Source organism: Streptomyces sp. TG1A-8 (assembly GCF_030499535.1).
Classification (GTDB): domain Bacteria; phylum Actinomycetota; class Actinomycetes; order Streptomycetales; family Streptomycetaceae; genus Streptomyces.
This window is the reverse complement of record NZ_JASTLB010000001.1, coordinates 2,485,400-2,508,332: the sequence shown is the minus strand read 5'-3', so window position 1 is coordinate 2,508,332 and position 22,933 is coordinate 2,485,400. Positions and strand designations below refer to the sequence as shown.

The window sequence follows — 22,933 nt, the reverse complement described above, 5'->3', positions numbered from 1 at the left end:
ACCCCGTACGACCACCAGGACCGGCGAACCACGTGAGCTCCTCCTCCTCCACCAGGCGCCCGCCGCACCCCCCGGCGCGGCAGGGAAGCCGTGGTGCGTACCGGCTGGTCCGTACGCCTCCGGCCCGGGTGGACCCGCCTCGCATGGACGCCGCGCAGCGCGCCGTGGCCGGCCACCGGACCGGCCCGCTGCTCGTCCTCGCCGGTCCCGGCACCGGGAAGACCACCACCCTGGTGGAGTCCGTGGCGCGGCGCATCGCCGACGGCGCGGATCCGGAACGGATCCTGGTGCTGACGTTCAGCCGCAAGGCCGCCGTCGACCTGCGCGACCGGATGGCCCTGCGCATCGGAGCGGCCCGCGCGCCCCGGGCGACCACCTTCCACTCGTACTGCTACGCCCTGGTCCGCGCCCACCAGGACAGCGGCCTGTTCGTGCAGCCGCTGCGCCTGCTGTCCGGCCCGGAGCAGGACGTCACCGTCCGGGAACTGCTCGCCGGGCAGCCCGGGCTGGAGCGGCTCGGCCTGCGGCACGTGCGCTGGCCGGACGAACTGCGCGCCTGCCTGACCACGCGCGGTTTCGCCGACGAGGTCCGCGCCGTCCTCGCCCGCAGCCGCGAACTGGGCCTCGGCCCCGGCACCCTGGACGCCTTCGCCCGCCGCATCGGCCGCCCCGACTGGCGGGCCGCCGCCGCCTTCCTCGCCGAGTACCTCGACGTGCTCGACCTGCAGGGCGTCATCGACTACGCGGAACTGGTCCACCGCGCGGTGCTGCTGGCCCGCCGCCCCGGGGCCGCGGACCGGCTCGCCGCCCAGTACGACGCCGTGTACGTCGACGAGTACCAGGACACCGACCCCGCCCAGGTGCGGCTCCTGCACGCCCTGGCGGGCGGCGGCCGCACCCTGGTCGCCTTCGGCGACCCCGACCAGTCGATCTACACGTTCCGCGGCGCCGACGTGAACGGCATCCTGGAGTTCCCGGCCGCCTTCCCGTGCGCGGACGGCCGCCCCGCCCCCGTCGAGGTGCTGCGCACCTCCCGCCGCTCCGGCGCCGCCCTGCTGGCCGCGACCCGCCTGATCACCCGGCGCATGCCGCTGCCCCGGCTGCCCGCCGACAAGGTGCGCGCGCACCGCGAGCCGACGGCCGTGCGCGACGGCGGCCGGGTCGAGGTCTACACCTACCCGACGCCCGGTACGGAGCAGGAGAACGTCGCCGACATCCTGCGCCGGGCGCACCTGGAGGACGGCGTCCCCTGGGGCGACATGGCCGTCCTGGTGCGCGCCGGCTCCCGGTCCATCCCCACCCTCCGCCGCGCCCTGACCGCCGCGGGCGTCCCCCTCGACATCGACGGTGACGACCTGCCCCTGCGTCACGAGCCCGCGGTGGCCCCGCTGCTGACGGCCCTCCGGGTGGTCGCCACGGCGGAGGCGGCGGCCCGGCCCGGCACGGACGCACCGCCCGCCCGGCCGCGTCACGGACGCGGGTCCGCCGGGGCCCCGGCGGACCCAGTGGACCCAGTGGACCCAGTGGCCCCGGCGGCCCCGGCGGCCCCGGCGGCCCCGGCGGACGGGGACGGGACGTCGGCGGACGGGGACGGAGCCTCCCCGCCGCCGGAGGGCCGGGACGGCGCCCCGCCCGCCCCGGCCGGCGAGGACGACGCCTCCGACGTGCCGGGCGGTGCCTGGCTCGACGCCGAGACCGCCCTCACCCTGCTCACCTCGCCCCTCGCCGGTATGGACGCCGCCGACCTGCGCCGCCTCGGGCGCGCCCTGCGCGAGGAGGAGCGGGCGGCCGGCAACCCGCTGCCGCCGCCCTCGGACGAGCTGCTCGCGCAGGCGCTCGCGGAGCCCGAGCGCCTGGTCGCGCACGATCCGGCGTACGCGCGCGGCGCGCAGCGGCTCGGCGCGCTGCTGCGCAAGGCCCGCGAGCGCCTCGCGGGCGGTGGCACGGCCGAGGAGGCCCTGTGGGACCTGTGGGAGGGCACGCCGTGGCCCGCGCGCCTGGAGCGGTCCGCCCGGCGCGGCGGCGCGGCGGGCCGCAACGCCAACCGCGACCTGGACGCGGTGTGCGCGCTGTTCGCCACCGCCGCGCGCGCGGAGGAGCGCACCGGAGGCCGCGGCGCCCTGAACTTCCTGGAGGAGATCGAGGCCGAGGACATCGCCGCCGACACCCTCACCCGCCGCGCGGTGCGCCCCGACGCCGTCCGCCTGATGACCGCGCACCGCGCCAAGGGCCTGGAGTGGCGGCTGGTCGTCGTCGCCGGCGTCCAGGAGGGCCTGTGGCCGGACCTGCGCCGCCGCGGCTCGCTGCTGGAGGCCGACCGGATCGGCCGCGACGGACTCGCCGAACCGCTGACCCCGGGCGCCCTGCTCGCCGAGGAGCGCCGCCTGTTCTACGTGGCCGCCACGCGCGCGCGGGAGCGGCTCGTCGTCACCGCCGTGAAGGCGCCGGCCGACGACGGCGACCAGCCCTCCCGCTTCCTGACCGAGCTGGGCGTCGAGCCCCGGGACGTCACGGGTCGCCCGCGCCGCCCGCTGTCCGTCGCCGCGCTCGTCGCCGAACTGCGCGCCACCACGGTCGACCCGCACGCCTCCGCGGCCCTGCGCGAGGCCGCCGCCCGGCGCCTGGCCCGGCTCGCCGCGCTCGCGGACGAGGAGGGCCGCCCCCTGGTGCCGTCCGCGCATCCCCACCGCTGGTGGGGGATGTTCGAGCCGACCGAGAGCAAGGTGCCGCTGCGTCACCGCGACCAGCCCGTGGTGCTGTCCGGCAGCGCCCTCGACCAACTCGCCCGCACCTGCGCCCTGCAGTGGTTCCTGGGCCGGGAGGTGAAGGCCGACGCGCCCGCCACCACCGCCCAGGGCTTCGGCAACGTCGTCCACGTCCTCGCCGACGAGGTCGCCTCCGGCCGCACCCCCGCCGACCTCGACGTGCTGATGGAACGCCTGGAGTCGGTGTGGAACGCGCTCGCCTTCGACGCACCCTGGAAGTCGGCCCAGGAGAAGGACAACGCGCGCGCGGCACTCGAACGCCTGCTGAACTGGCACGTGCTGGACCGCACCGGACGCACCGCGGTGGCCAGCGAACAGGACTTCGACGTCACGCTGGAGGCGGGTGACTACCAGGTCCGCATCCGCGGCCAGATGGACCGCGTCGAGGCCGACGGCGAGGGCCGGGCCTACGTCGTGGACTTCAAGACCGGCAAGCAGGCGCCCAGCGCCGCCGAGGTGGCCCGCCACCCGCAGCTCGCCGTCTACCAGCTCGCCGTCCGCGAGGGCGCCGTGGACACCGCTTTCGACGGCGTGAGACCCGAACCGGGCGGCGCCGAGCTGGTGCACCTCAGGCAGAGCGCCGCGCAGCGGGACGGCGGCGACGGCCTGCCCAAGGTGCAGACCCAGGAACCGCTCGCGGGGGAGTGGGTCGGCGAACTGCTGGCCACCGCCGCCGGGAAGGTGCTCGACGAGCGGTTCACGCCCACCGCCGGCCAGCACTGCGCGCACTGCGCGTTCCGCGCCTCGTGCAGCGCCCGGCCCGAGGGGCGGCACGTGGTCGAGTGACCGGCGGGCGGCGCGGGTGGGGCACGGCACCACCCGCGCCGACCTGCGCCTCTTCTGCACCGAGGGCCCATCCGTCCCCGGTTGTCGGTGATCACCGCTAGCCTCTGACGAATGCCCGCCCGTATCAGCGACCCCGAGCAGCTCAAGGAGCTCCTCGGCATCCCGTTCACACCGGAGCAGACGGCCTGCATCGTCGCGCCGCCGGCCCCGCAGGTGATCGTGGCCGGAGCCGGGTCCGGCAAGACCACCGTGATGGCCGCCCGCGTGGTCTGGCTGGTCGGCACCGGACAGGTCGCCCCCGAGCAGGTCCTCGGCCTGACCTTCACCAACAAGGCCGCGGGCGAACTCGCCGAACGCGTCCGCAGGGCACTGGTCAGGGCCGGCGTCACCGACCCGGACGCCATCGACCCGGACGACCCGCCCGGCGAGCCCGTCATCTCCACGTACCACTCCTTCGCCGGCCGCCTCCTGACCGACCACGGCCTGCGCATCGGCCTCGAACCCACCTCCCGGCTGCTCGCCGACGCCACCCGCTACCAGCTCGCCGCGCGCGTGCTGCGCGAGGCCCCCGGCCCCTACCCGGCGCTCACCCGTTCCTTCGCCGACCTCGTCAGCGACCTGCTCGCCCTCGACTCCGAACTCGCCGAACACCTCGTGGAACCCGAACGGTTGCGCGCCTGGGACGCGGACCTGCTGCGCACCCTGGAAGGCGCCGGGCTCAGCAACCCCGACCTGCGCAAGGTCCCCGAGACCGCCGCCGCCCGCCGCGAACTCGCCGACCTGGTCACGCGCTACCGGGCGGCCAAGCGCGAGCGCGACCTGCTCGACTTCGGCGACCAGATCGCCCTGTCCGCGCGCCTCGCGCGGATCCCCGAGGTGGGCCGCCTGCTGCGCGAGGAGTTCCGGGTCGTCCTCCTGGACGAGTACCAGGACACGTCCGTGGCCCAGCGCGTCCTGCTGGCGGGCCTGTTCGGCGGCGGCACGGGCCACCCGGTGACCGCCGTGGGCGACCCCTGCCAGGCCATCTACGGCTGGCGCGGCGCCTCCGTCGCCAACCTCGACGACTTCCCCGAGCACTTCGCCCGCCCCGACGGCCGCCCCGCCACCCGCCAGGCGCTCAGCGAGAACCGCCGCAGCGGCGGCCGCCTCCTCGACCTCGCCAACGGTCTCGCCGCACCCCTGCGCGCCATGCACGCGGGCGTGGAGGCCCTCCGCCCGGCCCCCGGCGCCGAACGCGACGGCACGGTGCGCTGCGCCCTGCTGCGCACCCACGCCGAGGAGATCGCCTGGATCGCCGACTCCGTCGCCCACCTCGTCCGCACCGGCAAGGCCCCCGGCGAGATCGCCGTACTGTGCCGTACGGCGACCGACTTCGCCCAGATCCAGGGCGCCCTCGTCGCCCGCGACGTCCCCGTCGAGGTGGTCGGCCTCTCCGGTCTGCTGCACCTGCCCGAGATCGCCGACCTCGTCGCCGTCTGCGAGGTCCTGCAGGACCCCGGCGCCAACGCCTCCCTCGTCCGCCTGCTGACCGGACCGCGCTGGCGCATCGGCCCCCGAGACCTGGCCCTCCTGGGCCGCCGCGCCCGCCTGCTGGTCACCCACGCGCGCGGGGACGGCACCGACGACCCCGAGCGCCGGCTCGCCGAGGCCGTCGAGGGCACCGACCCCTCCGAGGTGATCTCCCTCGCGGACGCCCTGGACACGTTCCTGGAGTCCTCCCCGCGCGAGGACGCGGGGGACGACGGGCTGCCGTTCTCCCCGGACGCGCGGGTGCGCTTCGCCCGCCTCGCCGCCGAACTGCGCGACCTGCGCCGCTCCTTGTCCAACCCGCTGATGGACGTCCTGCACCGCGTCCTGGCGGTCACCGGCCTCGAAGTGGAACTGTCGGCGTCCCCGCACGCGCTGGCCGCCCGCCGCCGCGAGACCCTGTCCAACTTCCTGGACGTCGCCGCCTCCTTCGCCGCCGGGGACGGCGAGGCCACCCTGCTGGCCTTCCTCGGTTTCCTGCGCACCGCCGCCCAGTACGAGAAGGGCCTCGACAACGCCCTGCCCGGCGGCGAGAACACCGTCAAGGTGCTCACCGCGCACAAGTCCAAGGGCCTGGAGTGGGACGTCGTCGCCGTCCCCGGACTGGTCAGGGGCACCTTCCCCAGCGCCCAGGGCCGCGAGAAGTGGACCGCGCAGGCCAAGGTGGTCCCGCACGCCCTGCGCGGCGACGCCGACACCCTGCCCGACGTCGGCTCCTGGGACGCCCGCGGCACGAAGGCCTTCCACGAGGCCATGAAGGACCACCAGCACACCGAGGAACTCCGCCTCGGTTACGTCACCTTCACCCGCCCCCGCTCCCTCCTGCTCGGCTCCGGCCACTGGTGGGGGCCCAGCCAGAAGAAGCCGCGCGGCCCCTCCGACTTCCTCCGGGCCCTCCACGACCACTGCGCCGCCGGCCACGGCGAGATCGAGGCGTGGGCCGACGAGCCCGCCGAGGGCGAGGAGAACCCGGCGCTGCACGCGGCCACCGCCGACCAGGTGTGGCCCCTGCCCCTGGACGCCACCGCCCTGGCCCGCCGCCGCGCGGCCGCCGGGACCGTCCTCGCCCACCTGGACGCCCTGGCCGCCCGGCAGGACGGCCGCCCCCCGGCCGTCCACGGCCCCGGCACGCACGACGACCCCGACTGGCCCGCACCGCCGGCCGACGAGGACGCCCCCGACGAGGACCCGTACGGCGAGGCGCTCCCCCCGGACGAGGACCCGTACGGCGGCGACCCGTACCACGGGGACCCCCGCGACGAGGACCCCTACGACGGCGACCCCCACGGCGGGGGCCCGTACGGCGAGGCGCTCGAGGAGGCTGCCGACCCATACGACGGGGACCCCGGCGGCGACGGCCCGTACGGTGAGGACGGCGCGCACCACGGGGAGCCGCACCCGTACCGGACGGAACCGCCCTACGGCGGGGCCGTCCCCCGCCCGGTGGGCCGCGCCGACCGGGGCTCCCGGCAGGCCGGGCGGCTGACCGTGCCCCACCAGGCGTCACCCGCCCCCGGCGGGCACCCCCGCCCCGCCGCCGCGTCCCTCACCCCCGAAGAGACCCGCACGATCGCCTCCTGGGACCGCGACCTCGACGCCCTCACCGGCGAGCTGCTGCGCTCCCGGCAGAGCGTCACGGACGTCCCCCTGCCGGTCGCGCTGACGGCGTCCCAGCTGCTGCGCCTGGCCGAGGACCCGGACGGGCTCGCACAGGAACTCGCACGCCCCATGCCGAGTCCCCCGCAACCGGGCGCACGCCGGGGCACGCGCTTCCACGCCTGGCTCGAAACCCGCTTCGAGGAACTGCCCCTGCCCCTGCTGGAACCCGACGAGCTGCCCGGGAGCGAGGCCGAGATCGCCGACGAGCGGGACCTCGAAGCACTCAAGGCCGCCTTCGAACGCACGGAGTACGCCCGCCGCACCCCCTACCGCGTCGAGGCGCCGTTCCAGTTCGCCCTCGCCGGCCGCGTCGTGCGCGGCCGGATCGACGCCGTCTACAAGAACGGCGACGGCGACGGGGCCACCTACGAGATCGTCGACTGGAAGACCGGCCGCACCCGCACCGCCGACCCGCTCCAGCTCGCCGTGTACCGGCTGGCCTGGGCCGAGAAGCAGGGCGTACCGCCCGAGTCGGTCACGGCCGCCTTCCTGTACGTGCGCACCGGCGACGTGGTGCGCCCCGAAGGACTGCCCGACCGGGCCGCGCTCGAACGGCTGCTCACGGGCGAGGAGGCCGCCGCGGCACGGGAGACGACCTGAGTGTGACGAACCGCCCGCCGAGGACGCCGGTGCGGGCCGATAGGCTCGTGAGCATGAGCCAGACCCCGGACAGCGCCGTCCGCCCGTACATCGAGCAGCAGCGCGCCGCCTTCCTCGACGACCTCGCCGCGTGGCTGCGCATCCCCTCCGTGTCGGCCCGGCCCGACCACGCGCCCGACGTACGCCGCAGCGCCGACTGGCTCGCCGCCAAGCTCCGGGAGACCGGCTTCCCGACCGCCGAGGTCTGGCGGACCCCGGGCGCCCCGGCCGTCTTCGCCGAGTGGCCCTCGGACGACGCCGAGGCGCCCACCGTCCTGGTCTACGGCCACCACGACGTCCAGCCCGCCGCCCGCGAGGACGGCTGGGACAGCGACCCCTTCGAACCGGTGATCCGCGGCAACCGCCTCCACGCGCGCGGTGCCGCCGACGACAAGGGACAGGTCTTCCTCCACACGCTCGGCGTCCGCGCCCACCTCGCCGCCACCGGCCGCACCGCCCCCGCCGTGAACCTCAAGCTGCTCGTCGAGGGCGAGGAGGAGTCCGGCTCCCCGCACCTGCGGGCCCTCGTCGAGGAGCGCGCCGGGCGGCTGGCCGCCGACGCCGTGATCGTCTCCGACACCGGCATGTGGTCCGCGGACACCCCGACCGTGTGCACCGGCATGCGCGGCCTCGCCGAGTGCGAGATCCGGCTGTACGGCCCCGACCAGGACATCCACTCGGGCTCCTTCGGCGGTGCCGTCCCCAACCCGGCCACCGCCGCCGCCCGCCTGGTCGCCGCCCTGCACGACGAGCACGCGCGCGTGGCGGTCCCCGGCTTCTACGACGGCGTCGTGGACCTGACCGACCGGGAGCGCGAGCTGTTCGCCGAACTGCCCTTCGACGAGGAGCAGTGGCTGCGCACCGCCAAGTCGCACGCGGCCCACGGCGAGGCCGGCCACACCACCCTGGAGCGCGTCTGGGCCCGCCCGACCGCCGAGGTCAACGGCATCGGCGGCGGCTACCAGGGTCCCGGCAGCAAGACGATCGTCCCGTCCTCGGCCATGGTGAAGCTGTCCTTCCGGCTGGTCGCCGGCCAGGACCCCGGCCACATCGAGAAGGCCGTCCGCGCCTGGGCCGCCGAGCAGGTGCCCGCCGGCATCCGGGCCGAGATCACCTTCGGCCCGGCCACGCGCCCGTGCCTGACCCCGCTGGACCACCCCGCGCTGCAGTCCGTGGTCCGCGCCATGGGCCGCGCCTTCGCGAGCCCCGTCCGCTTCACCCGCGAGGGCGGCTCCGGACCCGCCGCCGACCTCCAGGAAGTCCTCGGCGCACCCGTCCTCTTCCTGGGCATCTCCGTCCCCTCCGACGGCTGGCACGCCCCGAACGAGAAGGTCGAACTGGACCTCCTCCTCAAGGGAGCCGAGGCCAGCGCGTACCTGTGGGGCGACCTCGCCGAGCACTGGCGCCGCGCCCCCTGACCGGTGGCGCCGTGGTGAACGGCGCCGCGCGCGGGGCACACTGGAAGGACCGCCCCGCCCGCCCCGCCCGCATCCGGCCCGCCCTCCCGCCCCACGTCCCGCCGAACCGCCCGCCGAAACGAACCGTTCCACCGGGGGAGTTGGAAGCACCCGTGACCACCTGGACCGACCACACCGCCGACCGACCCATCTCGCTGACCGCCCCGAGCGGCATCGACCGCGCCGCCCACCACCGGCTCGACGAGGCCTGGCTCGCGGCGGCGTGGAGCCACCCCACGACCCGCTGCTTCGTGGTCTCCGGCGGCCAGGTGCTCATCGACGAGACGCCGGACGGCCGGACCGAACTCGTCATGACCCCCTCCTTCGAGGCGCCGCTCACCGAGGCGCACCGCTACTTCCTCGGCATCGACGGGGACGGCGTGAGCTACTTCGCGCTCCAGAAGGACTCGCTGCCCGGCCGCATCGACCAGTCAGCGCGCCCGGCGGGCCTGCGGGAGGCGGGCCTGCTGCTGTCACCGCGCGACGCCGGCCTCATGGTGCACGCCGTCGGGCTGGAGAACTGGCAGCGCACCCACCGCTTCTGCTCCCGCTGCGGCGAGCGCACGGTCATCGCCGCCGCCGGCCACATCCGCCGCTGCCCGGCCTGCGGTGCCGAGCACTACCCGCGCACCGACCCGGCCGTGATCATGGCCGTCACCGACGCGGACGACCGGCTCCTGCTCGGCCGCCAGGTGCACTGGCCCGAGGGCCGCTTCTCGACGCTCGCCGGCTTCGTCGAGCCCGGCGAGTCCGTCGAGCACGCGGTGCGCCGCGAGGTCTTCGAGGAGGCCGGCATCACCGTCGGCCCGGTCGAGTACGTGGCCAGCCAGCCCTGGCCGTTCCCGTCCAGCCTCATGCTGGGCTTCACGGCCCGCGCCACCTCGACCGACATCGACGTGGACGGCGACGAGATCCACGAGGCCCGCTGGTTCTCCCGTGAGGAGCTGCACACGGCCTTCGAGTCCGGCGAGGTCCTGCCGCCCTACGGCATCTCCATCGCCGCCCGCCTGATCGAGACGTGGTACGGCAAGCCGCTGCCGACGAGGAGCTTCGTCTGAGGCGGCACCGCACCGCCCGTGCCCGCGGACGCGAGAGGGCGGCTCCCCGGACGTGAGACGTCCCGGGAGCCGCCCTCGGCGCGAACGCTCGGCGGCTAGGCGGCGAGCTTCTGCTTCACCTGGGCCAGCGACGGGTTCGTCAGCGTGGACCCGTCCTCGAAGAGCACAGTCGGCACGGTCTGGTTCCCGCCGTTGGCCTTCTCCACGAAGGCGGCGGACTCGGGGTCCTGCTCGATGTTGATCTCGGTGTAGGCGATGCCCTCGCGGTCCAGCTGGCTCTTGAGCCGGCGGCAGTAGCCGCACCAAGTCGTGCTGTACATCGTCACAGTGCCCTGCATGTCTCTCGCGCTCCTCAGGCAGCTCGGAAAGGTCGTGCGGGTAGGGGAACGCGAAGGACCCGTCCGCCATTCCCACCGGGAGTGACCGGTGTTCCCCCGGGGCGTGGCATTCCCGCCCGGGGCGGCCCGGGGCGGCCCGGGGCGGCCCGTGGCGTCGGGAGCGTCAGGGCGTCCGGGACGCCCGGTCACGGTTGTGACGATTGACGCATCAGTACGACTGCGCGGGCCCGCCTGTGGACAACCGGGGCAGCGGTCCTCGGCGACCTGGCAGCATGGCCGTGTGACAGCAGCAACACACCCCTCCCTCGTCTCCCTCGTCCCGCAGGCACCGGACTCGGCCGACGCGGTGCTCGAAGGGCTCGATCCCGAGCAGCGCGAGGTGGCCACCACCCTGCGCGGACCGGTGTGCGTCCTGGCCGGAGCCGGCACGGGCAAGACCCGGGCCATCACCCACCGCATCGCCTACGGGGTGCGTGCGGGCGTCCTGCAGCCCTCCAGCGTGCTCGCCGTCACCTTCACCAACCGGGCCGCGGGGGAGATGCGCGGCCGGCTGCGCCAGCTCGGTGCCCACGGCGTGCAGGCCCGCACCTTCCACTCCGCCGCGCTGCGCCAGCTGCAGTACTTCTGGCCGAGGGCGGTCGGCGGCGGCCTGCCCCGGCTCGTCGACCGCAAGATCCCGCTCGTCGCCGACGCGGCCGCCGCCTGCAACCTCCGCCTCGACCGGGGGGAACTGCGCGACGCCGCCGCCGAGATCGAGTGGTCCAAGGTCACCCAGACCGTCCCCGCGGACTACCCCTACGCGGTCGCGAAGGCCGGCCGCCAGGCCCCGCGCGACCCGGCCGAGATCGCCCACCTCTACGCCGCCTACGAAGACCTCAAGCGGGACCGCGCGGTCATCGACTTCGAGGACGTCCTGCTGCTGACCGTCGCCGTCCTCCAGGACCGGCACGACATCGCCGACCAGGTCCGCGCCCAGTACCAGCACTTCGTCGTCGACGAGTACCAGGACGTCAGCCCCCTGCAGCAGCGGCTGCTGGAGCTGTGGCTCGGCGGCCGCGACAGCCTGTGCGTCGTCGGGGACGCCAGCCAGACGATCTACTCGTTCACGGGAGCAACGCCCGACCACCTGCTCGACTTCCGCGCCCGCCATCCCGACGCGACCGTCGTCAAACTGGTGCGCGACTACCGCTCCACCCCCCAGGTGGTCCGCCTCGCCAACGGCCTCCTCGCCCAGGCCAGTGGCCGCGCCGCCAACCACCGGCTGGAACTGGTCTCCCAGCGCCCGTCCGGCCCCGAGCCCGTCTACACCGAGTACGCGGACGAGCCCGCCGAGGCCGAGGGAGCCGCCCGCCGCATCCGCGAGCTGATCGACGCCGGCGTCCCGGCCGCCGAGATCGCCGTCCTGTTCCGCACGAACTCCCAGTCCGAGACCTACGAGCAGGCCCTCGCCGACGCCGGGGTCCCGTACCAGCTGCGCGGCGCCGAGCGCTTCTTCGACCGGCCCGAGGTGCGCAGGGCCATGGCCGCCGTGCGCGCCGCGGCCCGCTTCGGCGGCAACGACGCCCTGCTGGACGACGCCGTCGGCCTGCCCTCCCAGGTGCGCGCCGTGCTGTCGGGCGAGGGCTGGACCAGCGAACCGCCGGCCGGTTCCGGAGCCGTCAGGGAGCGCTGGGAGTCGCTGGCCGCGTTCGTCCACCTCGCCCACGATTTCGCCGCCGCCCACCCCAAGGCCACCCTCGGCGACTTCATGACGGAGCTGGACGAACGGGCGAACGCCCAGCACGCGCCGACCGTCCAGGGCGTCACCCTCGCCTCCCTGCACGCGGCCAAGGGCCTGGAGTGGGACGCCGTCTTCCTCGTCGGCATCGCCGAGGGCATGGTGCCGATCACCTACGCGAAGACGGACGAGCAGATCGAGGAGGAGCGCCGCCTCCTCTACGTCGGCGTGACCCGCGCCAGGGAACGGCTCCACCTCTCCTGGGCCCTGTCCCGCTCACCCGGCGGACGGCCCAGCCGCAGACCCAGCCACTTCCTCGACGGACTGCGCCCCGGTTCGGCCGCCACCGTCGGCCGCTCCGGGGCCGCCGCCGGGGGCGTCGAACGCGGCGTCCGCGGTGACGTCCCGGCCGCCCACCGGCGCGCCCAGCGCACCCCGGCCCGCTGCCGGGTCTGCGGACGCACGCTCACCGACGCGGGCGAGATGAAGCTGATGCGCTGCGAGGACTGCCCCTCCGACATGGACGAAGGTCTCTACGAGCGGCTGCGCCAGTGGCGGGCGGTGCAGGCGGAGCGCAGCGGGCAGCCCGACTTCTGCGTCTTCACGGACCGGACCCTCATGGCCATCGCCGAGACCCGGCCCGGCAGCCCGGCGGAGCTCTCCCGCATCCCCGGTGTCCTCAGTCGCAAACTGCGGCGCTACGGAACCGATGTGCTGGCCATCTGCGCAGGTCAGGAGGTCAGTGAGGACTCCGGGGACGACTGAGCGCAACTCGTCGGAAAAATAGTTTGCGCATGCCCCGGCAATCCCCATAGGTTCTAGGCACGGAAGCGGCGGCCTTCTCCGAGGCCCCGACTCCGTGTTGTACTTGCACATCCGAGCGGACCGGTTCGCACCGGTCCCCCCAGTCGCCGAGAGGAGGCGAGTCCAGTGATCGCCATCACCACCATCACCAGCACCAGCACGGCCAAACTGACCGATCGCTCGGCCGTCTCCCTGTGCCTGCTCGGCGCCTCGGACCAGGGCACCGGTCTGTCCGGCATTCGTGCCGCCGGTCCGGCGTCCTCCCTGTCTCTCGCGGGTCTTCCCGTCCGCGAGCGCAATGAGCGACCGACCACGGCACTGGAAGCGGTAGCGGCACGGGCACATGCCTATGCCTTTGCGGCGGCCGGTGCCGGAATCCGGAAGCAGACGACGCAGCACCACCTGATGTGGGCCTTCCGTGGGCCAGAACCCTGGAGTGATCCAGCCTGATCGTCGATCAGGCCGGCGCCTTCAGGGCCGCGGAACCCCATCCGGGATCCGCGGCCCTTTTGTTTTCCCCGACCGGGGACGACGGAGCGAAGGTGCCTCGGGACAAGGGAAGAACCCGGTACCACGCCGACACCCGGTCAACCGGCCGGACCGACCAGACGAGGAAAACGAACCGTGCAACTCGAAGCGCACGCCCCGTCCGTACCGCCTTCACAAACGATCCCCCCGCCCGGTCTCACGGAGGACCCCGCCTTGATCCCCCTCACCACGCTCACCGCGCTCGACGACGCCATCGAGAACCTCGGCGCGCCCGTCCCCTGCCGGTCCTACGACCCGGAGGTCTTCTTCGCCGAGTCGCCGGCGGACGTCGAGTACGCCAAGTCCCTCTGCCGTACCTGCCCGCTGATGGAGGCCTGCCTCGTCGGGGCCAAGGAGCGGCGTGAGCCCTGGGGCGTCTGGGGCGGCGAACTGTTCGTCCAGGGCGTCGTCGTCGCCCGGAAGCGGCCGCGCGGCCGCCCGCGGAAGAACCCGGTCACGGCATGAACACCCCAGGAACGATCGACCGTCCCCTCACGCACGACCCCAAGAAGCAGGCCCCGATGAAGCCGTCCACCAGCGAGCCCGCCGGCTCCGCGACCCCAGACTTCTCCCACACCGACGCGACCGGTTCGCGTCAGATGAACAGGACCCGAGAGATGCAACTCATCCCAGAAGCCCTGGCTCGCGCGCATATGCGCGAGCGCCTGCGCGACGCCGAGCGGGAACGCCGGGCCGTACGCCTGGCGACCGCCGTGCGGATGCAGCGCCGGGCGGAGCGCGCCTCGATGCGCGCCCGTCGCGCACTCGCCATGGCCGTCATGCAGTAACCGCTCGCACCCGAAGCGGCGGCCCCCGGCCAGGGGGCGGCGTCTTCCCCGCGGGGCCGGTCCGACCGGACGGACCGGCCCCGCGGCGCGCCGGGGAGGCCCGGCCGGGTCAGGCCTCCGCCGCCGGGTCCTCCTCGGCCGGCTCGTCCACGGGCGACTCGCCCGGCGGCACCCGGTCCGCGGGCACGAAGCCCGGCAGCCACTCCTCCAGCTCCTCGCGCAGCCGGACCGTGGCCCCCAGCTGGCACAGCACCCCGATCGTGCTCAGCGTCACCCGGTGGATCAGCAGGTAGGCCGGCGGCAGGTTGAGCTGCTTGCCCAGCTGGTAGGCGGGGGAGCGGATGTCGGCGATGCGGGCGGCCTGGCTGCGCATCCACGAGCGGGTGAAGGTGAACGCCTCGACCCGGGCCGGCTCGATGATCGGCAACAGGTAGTCGAGCACCGCGTCGGGATCCAGCTCCAGGGACTCCCTGACGAACCCCTCCGCGCACAGCAGTTCGTAGACCCTCTCGGCGTCACCGTCCAGGGTCAGCCGCAGCGAGACGCCGATCGGCGACGGAAGGCCCCCCGGGAGCCGGTCGACGGTGCCGAAGTCCAAAACGCCCAGCCGCCAGTCGTCCCCGCCCTGCGGGCCGCCGGGCAGCAGCCGGAAGTTGCCGGGGTGCGGGTCGGCGTGCAGCAGGCCGGTCCGGGCCGGACCCGAGAACAGGAAGCGGGCCAGCAGCTGGCCGGCCCGGTCGCGCTGCTCCGGAGTGCCGTCCGCGATGACCTCCGACAGCGGGACCCCGTCGATCCACTCGGTGACCAGGACCTGCTCGCACTGGTGCACCACCGCCGGCACCACCACGTCCGGGTCGTCCGCGAACTCCCGCGCGTGCGCCTCCTGGGCCTGTGCCTCCAGCGCGTAGTCCAGTTCCTCCGAGACGCGGTCCCGCAACTCGGCGATCAGCGGTTTGATGTCCATGCCGGGGATGAGCGGTCCCAGCAGCCGGGCGAAACGGCTCAGCTGGGTCAGGTCGGACAGCAGGGCTTCACCCGCGCCCGGGTACTGCACCTTGACCGCCACCTCACGGCCGTCGTGCCACACCGCCCGGTGTACCTGGCCGATCGAGGCCGCCGCCGCGGGCTTGTCCTCGAACTCCAGGAACAGTTCGCGCCAGTGCGCGCCCAGCCGCTGCGCGAGCACGCCGTGCACCGTGCGCGTCGGCATCGGCGGCGCCGCCTCCTGGAGTCTGGTCAGCGCCGCACGGTAGGGGCCGGCGACCTCCTCCGGCAGTGCGGACTCGAAGACGGACAGGGCCTGCCCGAACTTCATCGCGCCGCCCTTCAGCTCCCCGAGCACCTTGAACAGCTGCTCCGCCGTGCGCTGCTGCAGCTCGCGGCCGACGATCTCCGCGGACTCGCCCACGATCCGTTTGCCCAGCCCCCAGGTCGCCCGGCCGGCGAAGCCGAGCGGGAGCGCGGCGAGCTTGGCGGTCCGGGTGACCGCCTTCCGGGGAAGATCAGACATGCGCCCTCCTAGTCCCAGTCGGCCGCGCCGCGCCTGCCTCGCGTCGTCGCTCCGTCGACGGCCGTTGCACAGCCATTGTCCCGCGCGGCTCCCCACCGGTCGGGGAGTGCTCCGCCCTGCTCTTCCTCGCCGCCCCGCACGCGCACGCCGGGTGCGGCCGCACCGGTCGTGCGTGCCAGTCCAGACCGGGCAGGGACGCCTCCCAGCGCGCGCCCGCGCTGGACGGCGACTGCCCGTCGAGGAAGGCGAGGGCGTGCGCGGCGGCCAGTCCGGCCACCGTGGTGGCCAGCGCCACGTCACAGGGTCCCACCTGCCGGGCCCTGCCGGAACGCCACTGGGCGACGAGCCGGGGCCAGACCGGGTCCCGCTCCGCGCGCTCCCGGTGCAGGCAGTCCGCGCAGCCCGTCTCCCCGGGCAGGACCAAGGGCCCCACCACGCCGGTGCCCTCCACCACTCCGGCGTACAGGTGCGGTGTGCCCGAGGCCATCAGCGGTTCGGCGGCGAACGGGTCCGGGGCCTGCACGGCGACCCCGTCCCGGGGGGCGAGGACCACCAGCGAGAAGCCGGTCTCCTCCGTGGCGCGGGGGCGGGCGGCCGACGCGCGGACGGGGCGGGCGCGGCGGGGCGGGCGGTCCGGCGCCGCACGGCGGACGGCGGCGCGCGCCGCGTCGGTCCGGCGCTCGCCGACCGACTCGGCGGGCAGCCCGCCCGGAGCCACGTCCCACGGTTCCACGCGGCCCGCCTCCCGCACGTCGACCTCGCCGACCCCCGCGCCCGACAGCACCGACGCCAGCACGGCCCCGACCCGTCCGGCGCCGCGCACCTGGACCCGCAGCGAGCGGCGGGCCGCGAGCCGGCCGAGTGCCGCGCCCGGTTCCGACGTGGTCAGGCTCAGCGAGGCCAGGTCCGGGCGCAGCCGCTCCAGCACGTCCTCCTTCTCGCGCAGCGCGTCCGCGGCCGGCCCGCCGCCACGGGCGTCGTCGAGCAGTCCCGCCCGGCCGAGCCGCTCCACCAGCGCGTCGACGTGCCCGTCCGGCAGGTCCATGCGGCGGCCCTCCGCACGCAGCAGGGGCAGGCCGCGGGTGCCGTTGAGCAGGTCCAGGAAGCTGCCCGTCGCCGTGTCCACCGGCCCCAGTGTCATCGCGTGCGCCGGCGTCATCCCGAACTGCACGGTGTGCAGGTCGCGCCAGCCGCGCCGCAGCGCCGGCTTCACCATCGGATGCATGACAGTCCCCGTATCCGTCGAGAGTTCCCCGGGAGGTCTCCGGGGCGTCCGGACGTCTCCGCCCCCGGCGGGGCCGGTCGCGCCCCGCCGACGTCTGCCAGCATGCCCGGCCGGGCCACCGGACGGCGAACGTTGTCCACAGGCAGGGGATGATCGTCGTACGAACCGGTCGCCCGGGCCGGTCCCGTCGGTCGTACGGATCCGGCGCACGGTGGGCGCCGGCCGCCGGACCGTCCCACCGCCGGGACACCGGCCCGGCCCAGCGGGTAACGTCGGGACGTGTCCGCCGACCCACCGCACCGCGCCGGAAAGCCACAGCGCAGCACGACGAGCCAGCCGCCGGGCGGCTCCGGGCCGAACACGATCGAGGTCCGCAGGAGCACCCGGCGCCGCCGGACGGTCTCCGCGTACCGCGAGGGCGATCGCACCGTCGTGCTGATCCCCGCCCGGATGTCCGCGGCGGAGGAACAGCGCTGGGTCACCGTCATGCTCGGCAAACTGGCCGCCCAGGAGAGCAGGCGCGTGCTCGGCGACGCCGAGCTGGTCGAGCGCGCCGGGCGGCTGTCGGCCCAGTACCTCGGCGGCCGGGCCCGCCCCGCCTCCGTGCGCTGGGTCACCAACCAGAACACCCGCTGGGGTTCGTGCACGCCGGCCGAGGGCAGCATCCGCCTGTCGCACCGGCTGCAGGGGATGCCGGAGTACGTCGTCGACTACGTGCTCTGCCACGAACTGGCGCATCTGCTCGTGCCGGGCCACGGGCCGGACTTCTGGCGGCTGCTGGAGGCCTACCCGCGCACCGAGCGGGCCCGCGGCTACCTCGAGGGGGTGGTCGCCGCCGCCCGGCTGCCGCACCCCCCCGGCACCCAGGAGGAGTGAGCCGCCCCCGTGCGGCGGCCCCCGCGGACTCCGGCCCGTTGTGTACCGGGTCTGTACCGACTGCCGCCGACCGCGTCCACCGCCGGACTTTGCGGTTAGCCTGGCGCGACGCACTCGCATTCGGGATGGGGGACGGTCGTCACACATGGCCAGGGAATTCCAACGCGGCCACAAGGCCAGGATCAGCGACCTCACGGCGGGCACGGATCTGTACGTGGGCGTGCAGATCTCCGGTCCCGGACTGACCTTCGACATCAGCTGCTTCGGTCTGGACGCCGACGAGCGCCTTTCCGACGACCGGTACTTCGTCTTCTTCAACCAGCCGAAGACCCCCGAGGAGTCCGTCCGGCTGCTGGGCGCCCAGGCGGGCGACACCGAGTCGTTCCGGGTCACGCTGGACCGTGTCCCCCCGCACGTCCGCAAGCTGTCCTTCACCGCGACCATCGACGGTGCCGGACGGATGTCGCAGGTCGCCCCCGGGTACCTGCGCATCGTGGCCGGTGGCGAGGAGGTCGCGCGGTACTCCTTCGACGGGTCGGAGTTCTCCACCGAGCGGGCCGTGATGCTCGGTGACCTCTACTTCAAGGACGGGTGGCGCTTCGCCGCCGTCGGGCAGGGCTTCGACGGCGGGCTGGAGGCGCTGCTGAAGAACTTCGGCGGCGAGGTGCTGGAGGAGGAGGCGCCCGCCGCCGCGGAGCCGCCGCGGACCGGCGCGGCCCCCGCCTTCGCGCCGCCCGCCCAGGCCGCCGCACCGCCCCCGTTCGGCGCCCCGGCCGCCCCCGTGCCGCAGCCCGCCGCGCCGGGTTTCGCCCCGCCGCCCGGCGCGACCCCGCCGCCGGCACCCGCGCCCGCCCCGAACGTGCACGCCGCCCCGACGGTCGTCGCCCCCCTGGCCCCGCCGCCCGGCACGGTCCCGCCCGCGCCGTTCGGCCGGCCGCCGCAGCAGTCGTCGTTCGGTGGTGCGCCCAGCGCCCCCCTGCCCCCGGGGTACGGCGGGCAGCCCGCACCGGACGGCCCGCCCGGGCCCCCCGTGCCGCCGGGCTACGGCCAGCAGCCCCCGTACGGGCAGGCGCCCGGCGGCGGGGCCGCCGCCCACGGGGTGCCGCAGGGCTCCCTCCAGGGCGGTGCCGGTGTGACGGCCGCGCTCCAGAGGTTCAAGGAGGCCCCCACCGGGCAGCGCTGGACGCAGCAGAACGGCAAACTGGTCCGCGTCGACCTCGGCGTCGGCGGTCAGCCCGTGCTGGCCCGGCAGGGCAGCATGGTGCTCTATCAGGGCAAGGTCGACTTCGGCTACAAGGGCGCCGGGTTCGCCGGACGCCTCGTGGGCAACGCCACCGGCCAGGAGATGCAGCTGATGCGCTGCACCGGCCAGGGCCAGGTGTTCCTGGCCGAGAACTCCGCCCACCTGCACCCCGTCGAACTGCAGGGCGACGCGATCTGCGTGTCCGCCGAGAACGTCCTCGCCTTCGACGAGGGACTCCAGTACGAGGTCCGCCGCATCGAGGGGCACGGCATCCCCGGGGGCGCGCTGTTCACCATGCGGTTCGAGGGCACCGGCACGCTCGTCGTCAAGACGCACGGCACGCCCGTCGTGCTGCCCGTGACGCCGACGACCTTCGCCGACTGCAACGCGGTGGTCGCCTGGTCGGCCGCCTCCCAGGTGATCGTCTCCAGCCAGGTCCGCATGCGCCGCAACGCCTACCCGGGCGACACCGGGGAGAGCGTCAACCTCCAGTTCCGGGGCGCGCCCGGCAACTTCATCGTCGTCCAGCCGTACGAGGTCTGAGGGAGCCCGTCATGAACCAGCCGCTCGCGGGCCACGCCCCCGCACCCGTCCGCGCCCGCATGGAGAACCACGGCAGCCACATGCTGAAGGTCGCCATGCAGACCGGCCACGACCTCCTCGCGCGGGTGGGGTCGATGGTCGCCTACGAAGGCTTCATCCAGTACGAGCCCAACCCGCCGGCCGTCCGCCAGATCGCCCGCGACTGGGTCACCGGCGAGGGCGCCCCGCTGATGAAGTGCTCCGGCGACGGCCTGCTCTACCTCGCCGACTACGGCGCCGACGTCGTCGTGATCAACCTCAACGGCGACGGCATCTCCGTCAACGCCACCAACCTGCTCGCCTTCGACGCCCACCTCACCTGGGGTGTCGAGCGGGTCAAGGGGCTCGCGAAGTTCGCCGGGCAGGGCCTGTGGAACACCCGGATCTCCGGGCAGGGCTGGGTCGCGCTGACCTCCCGGGGCAAGCCGATCGTCGTCGACTGCGGCGGCGGCGAGGACGAGACGTACGTCGACCCGGACGCGCTGGTGGCCTGGTCCCCGAACCTGAAGGTGAAGGGCAAGCGCAGCTTCAGGGCCCAGTCGCTGATCGGCCGGGGCAGCGGCGAGGCCTACCAGATGGCCTTCTCCGGCCAGGGCATCGTCGTCGTCCAGCCCAGCGAGGACAGCACCGACCGCCTCCGGTTCCGGGGTTGAGGGGGAATCCAGAACACCATGCAGAGCCCGCTTTTCGCGCACAACGACCTGCAGACCCAGGAGCGCTGGAGCCTGCAGAACAAGCAGATGCTCCGCGTCGCCCTGGAGGGCCACGACGACATCCTCGCCCGCAAGGGCACCATGGTCGCCTACCAGGGGCTCGTCGAGTTCGACGCCGAGTACCGCAGCAACCACCAGCGCCGCTCCCGGGCGCACACCGGCGAGGGCCTGGACCTGATGCGCTGCCACGGGCAGGGCACGGTCTTCCTCGCCAACCTCGCCCAGTACGTGCACCTCATGGACGTCGAGCAGGACGGGCTGACCGTCGACAGCGCCTACGTCCTCGCCATGGACTCCTCGCTGCACCACGAGGTCATCGCCGTCGACAGCCTCTACGGCATCTCCGGGTCCGGGAAGTACCAGCTCAACATCACCGGACGCGGCAAGGTCGCCCTGATGACGTCGGGCGCGCCGCTGCTGGTGCAGGTCACGCCGGACAAGTACGTCAACTGCGACGCCGACGCCATCGTCGCCTGGTCCACCGGACTGCGGGTGCAGATGCAGGCCCAGACGCACTCCTCCGGGGTGTGGCGGCGCCGCGGCGCCACCGGTGAGGGCTGGGAGCTGAGCTTCATGGGCTCCGGGTTCGCGCTCGTCCAGCCCAGCGAGCTGCTCCCGCCGCAGCACGCGCAGATCGGGCAGGGCCTCGCCGCGCAGTTCGGCATGGGACAGCACGGGGCGCGCGGACAGAACCAGGGCAACGTCTGGAGCTGAGCCGGGCGCGAGGGGTGGCCGCGAGCGCGGCCACCCCTCACCCGTTCAGAGCCTGGCCCGCGCGGCGTCGAGCAGGCGCACGACGGACGCGTCGGCCACGTCCGCCACCTCGTCGTAGGCGAACCAGCGCACGTCCAGCGACTCGTCGCTGATGGCGTGCTCGGCGTCGCGCGGGGCCAGCGCCGCGTACTGGACGTCGAAGTGGAAGTGGCACGGCGGCGGGATCGGATGCCGGTCCAGGCGCACCGGGCCGCCGGGCAGCAGCTCCAGTTCGCCGATCCCGGACTCCTCGGTAGCCTCGCGCAGCGCCGCCGCCGCCAGGGAGGCGTCCTGCGGCTCGCAGTGGCCGCCCATCTGCAGCCACATGCGCAGCTTCCTGTGCAGGGTGAGCAGGACCCGGCCGCGCCCGGGGTCGATCACCAGGGCGCTGGCCGTGAGGTGTCCCGCGGAGCAGGCCTTCCACATGCCGTCCGGATGCGCGCCGAGGTGGTCCAGGTAGGCCTGGCGCAGTTCGTCCTGGCCCTCGTGTCCCTTCAGGACGAGGACCGCGTCGTCGTACAGGCTCACTGGGTGCCGTCGTCCTCGGGCTCGCCGTCGTCCTCCTTGCGCGGGCCGGGCCGGTCCGCGGCCTCGCCGAGCATCTTGTCCAGCTCGGAGAAGTCCAGCTGCTCGCGGTGCACGAAGCCGTCGGGGTCGTCCAGGTCGGTGGCCGTGGGCAGCATGTCCGGGTGGTGCCACAGGGCGTCCCGGCCGTCGACCCCGCGGGCGTCCGTGAGCGAGGCCCACAGGCGGGAGGCGTCGCGCAGCCGGCGCGGACGCAGTTCCAGGCCGATCAGCGTGGCGAAGGTCTGCTCGGCCGGGCCGCCGGTGGCACGGCGGCGGCGCAGGGTCTCGCGCAGGGCGTCGGCCGACGACAGGCGCGGCTTCGCGGCGGCGTGGACCACCGCGTCCACCCAGCCCTCGACGAGTGCCAGGGCGGTCTCCAGACGGGCCAGGGCCGCCTTCTGCTCGGGCGTGTCCTCCGGCTGGAACATGCCCTGCTGCAGCGCGTCCTGCAGTTGCTCGGGGTTCTGCGGGTCGAACTGGCCGACCACGTCCTCCAGCTTGGCCGTGTCGACCTTGATGCCGCGCGCGTAGCCGTCGACCGCGCCGAACAGGTGCGAGCGCAGCCACGGCACGTGCGCGAAGAGGCGCTGGTGGGCGGCCTCGCGCAGCGCGAGGTAGAGCCGCACCTCCTCCCGCGGCACGCCGAGGTCCTTGCCGAAGGCCTCCACGTTGGCCGGGAGCAGCGCGGACCGGCCGGCCGGGCCGAGCGGCAGGCCGATGTCGGTGGAGCCGACGACCTCGCCCGCGAGGACGCCGACGGCCTGCCCGATCTGGGTGCCGAACATGGCGCCGCCCATCGAGCGCATCATGCCGATCAGCGGGCCCGCCATGGCCTGCATCTCCTCCGGCAGGACGTCGCCCATGGCCGCGCCGACCCGCTCGGCGACCGGGTCGACCAGTTCCTGCCAGGCGGGCAGGGTCGCCTCGACCCACTCCGCGCGGGACCAGGCCACCGCGGAGGCGGCGCCCGACGGCAGGGACGTGGCGTCGTCCAGCCACAGGTTGGCCAGGCGGACGGCCTCCTGGACCGCGGAACGCTCGGCGGGGCCGACGCTCGCGTCCTTGACGCCGTCCGGGGTGCCCTGGGAGACCGTCTGGCGGGCGATCTGCTTGGCCATGTCCCAGTTCACCGGGCCGCCCTCGTAGGAGAGCATCTGGCCGAGCTGCTGGAACGCGGCGCCCAGGTCGGTGGGGTTCAGCGAACCGAACATGGCTGCGAGCGGATTGTCGGCGCCGGGGCCGCCGAAGCCGCCGGCTCCCGGCAGGCCACCGAAACCGAACGGATTGCCCGGTCCCTGCCCACCGCCGCTCCGTTCCTTCTTCTTGCCCTCGTCGCCGTCTTCCGGCTCCTCCGGCGGAAGGCCGAATCCGAATGGGGTGTCACTCACGGGATTCCTC

16 protein-coding genes and 1 pseudogene are annotated in these 22,933 nt (G+C 74.7%); 12 read left to right on the top strand and 5 right to left on the bottom strand.

Annotation, left to right across the window (positions count from 1 at the left end):
• The first annotated feature begins 32 nt into the window (after positions 1-32).
• From QQY24_RS10505 to nudC, 4 genes and pseudogenes are all read left to right on the top strand, one after another.
• A complete protein-coding gene (locus QQY24_RS10505) occupies positions 33-3,551 on the top strand; it encodes an ATP-dependent DNA helicase (RefSeq protein WP_301972405.1) in 3,519 nt (1,172 codons plus the stop codon).
• A gap of 111 nt (positions 3,552-3,662) precedes the next feature.
• Positions 3,663-7,380, top strand: a pseudogene (locus QQY24_RS10500) (UvrD-helicase domain-containing protein).
• A gap of 10 nt (positions 7,381-7,390) precedes the next feature.
• Positions 7,391-8,794, top strand: coding sequence for a dipeptidase (locus tag QQY24_RS10495; protein ID WP_301972403.1), 1,404 nt, complete (start codon positions 7,391-7,393; stop codon positions 8,792-8,794).
• Positions 8,795-8,946: 152 nt separating this feature from the next.
• On the top strand, positions 8,947-9,891 hold the full coding sequence (gene nudC / locus QQY24_RS10490) for an NAD(+) diphosphatase (RefSeq protein ID WP_301972402.1): 945 nt from the start codon (positions 8,947-8,949) through the stop codon (positions 9,889-9,891).
• 95 nt (positions 9,892-9,986) lie between these two features.
• On the opposite strand, the gene QQY24_RS10485 is transcribed toward nudC, so the two are convergent.
• A complete protein-coding gene (locus QQY24_RS10485; RefSeq protein ID WP_301972401.1) occupies positions 9,987-10,229 on the bottom strand; it encodes a mycoredoxin in 243 nt (80 codons plus the stop codon).
• A gap of 280 nt (positions 10,230-10,509) precedes the next feature.
• Between QQY24_RS10485 and QQY24_RS10480 the strand changes: the two genes are divergently transcribed.
• The 4 genes from QQY24_RS10480 to QQY24_RS10465 all read left to right on the top strand — a co-directional run bounded on the left by QQY24_RS10480 (position 10,510) and on the right by QQY24_RS10465 (position 14,066).
• Positions 10,510-12,711, top strand: coding sequence for an ATP-dependent DNA helicase UvrD2 (locus QQY24_RS10480; RefSeq protein WP_301972400.1), 2,202 nt, complete (start codon positions 10,510-10,512; stop codon positions 12,709-12,711).
• Positions 12,712-12,876: 165 nt separating this feature from the next.
• Entirely contained in the window at positions 12,877-13,200 is a 324-nt protein-coding gene (locus tag QQY24_RS10475; RefSeq protein WP_301972399.1) for a hypothetical protein, read from the top strand.
• Between the two features lie 174 nt (positions 13,201-13,374).
• Positions 13,375-13,743 (top strand): WhiB family transcriptional regulator, encoded by a 369-nt coding sequence (locus QQY24_RS10470; protein WP_301972398.1) that lies wholly within the window; start codon positions 13,375-13,377, stop codon positions 13,741-13,743.
• Entirely contained in the window at positions 13,740-14,066 is a 327-nt protein-coding gene (locus QQY24_RS10465) for a hypothetical protein (protein ID WP_301972397.1), read from the top strand. The genes QQY24_RS10470 and QQY24_RS10465 overlap by 4 nt, the downstream gene beginning before the upstream one ends.
• Before the next feature lie 109 nt (positions 14,067-14,175).
• On the opposite strand, the gene QQY24_RS10460 is transcribed toward QQY24_RS10465, so the two are convergent.
• Both QQY24_RS10460 and QQY24_RS10455 read right to left on the bottom strand, forming a co-directional pair.
• Positions 14,176-15,576, bottom strand: coding sequence for an AarF/ABC1/UbiB kinase family protein (locus QQY24_RS10460; protein ID WP_301972396.1), 1,401 nt, complete (start codon positions 15,574-15,576; stop codon positions 14,176-14,178).
• Positions 15,569-16,801, bottom strand: a complete 1,233-nt coding sequence (locus tag QQY24_RS10455) for a TOMM precursor leader peptide-binding protein (RefSeq protein ID WP_301972395.1) — start codon at positions 16,799-16,801, stop codon at positions 15,569-15,571. Before QQY24_RS10455 ends, QQY24_RS10460 begins: the two co-directional genes overlap by 8 nt.
• A gap of 279 nt (positions 16,802-17,080) precedes the next feature.
• On the opposite strand from QQY24_RS10455, the gene QQY24_RS10450 reads away from it, so the two are divergent.
• The 4 genes from QQY24_RS10450 (at position 17,081) to QQY24_RS10435 (ending at position 20,929) form a co-directional block, all read left to right on the top strand.
• On the top strand, positions 17,081-17,677 hold the full coding sequence (locus tag QQY24_RS10450; RefSeq protein ID WP_301972394.1) for a M48 family metallopeptidase: 597 nt from the start codon (positions 17,081-17,083) through the stop codon (positions 17,675-17,677).
• Between the two features lie 145 nt (positions 17,678-17,822).
• Positions 17,823-19,463, top strand: a complete 1,641-nt coding sequence (locus tag QQY24_RS10445) for a TerD family protein (protein WP_301972393.1) — start codon at positions 17,823-17,825, stop codon at positions 19,461-19,463.
• An 11-nt stretch (positions 19,464-19,474) separates the two neighbouring features.
• Entirely contained in the window at positions 19,475-20,155 is a 681-nt protein-coding gene (locus tag QQY24_RS10440; protein ID WP_301972392.1) for an AIM24 family protein, read from the top strand.
• Positions 20,156-20,173: 18 nt separating this feature from the next.
• A complete protein-coding gene (locus tag QQY24_RS10435; protein ID WP_301972391.1) occupies positions 20,174-20,929 on the top strand; it encodes an AIM24 family protein in 756 nt (251 codons plus the stop codon).
• Between the two features lie 45 nt (positions 20,930-20,974).
• Here QQY24_RS10435 and QQY24_RS10430 read toward each other — a convergent pair whose 3' ends face one another.
• Both QQY24_RS10430 and QQY24_RS10425 read right to left on the bottom strand, forming a co-directional pair.
• Positions 20,975-21,496, bottom strand: a complete 522-nt coding sequence (locus QQY24_RS10430; RefSeq protein WP_301972390.1) for an NUDIX hydrolase — start codon at positions 21,494-21,496, stop codon at positions 20,975-20,977.
• Positions 21,493-22,923 carry a zinc-dependent metalloprotease gene (locus tag QQY24_RS10425; protein ID WP_301972389.1) on the bottom strand — a complete coding sequence of 477 codons (1,431 nt, stop codon included), beginning with the start codon at positions 22,921-22,923 and terminating at the stop codon, positions 21,493-21,495. Before QQY24_RS10425 ends, QQY24_RS10430 begins: the two co-directional genes overlap by 4 nt.
• Positions 22,924-22,933 lie beyond the last annotated feature (10 nt).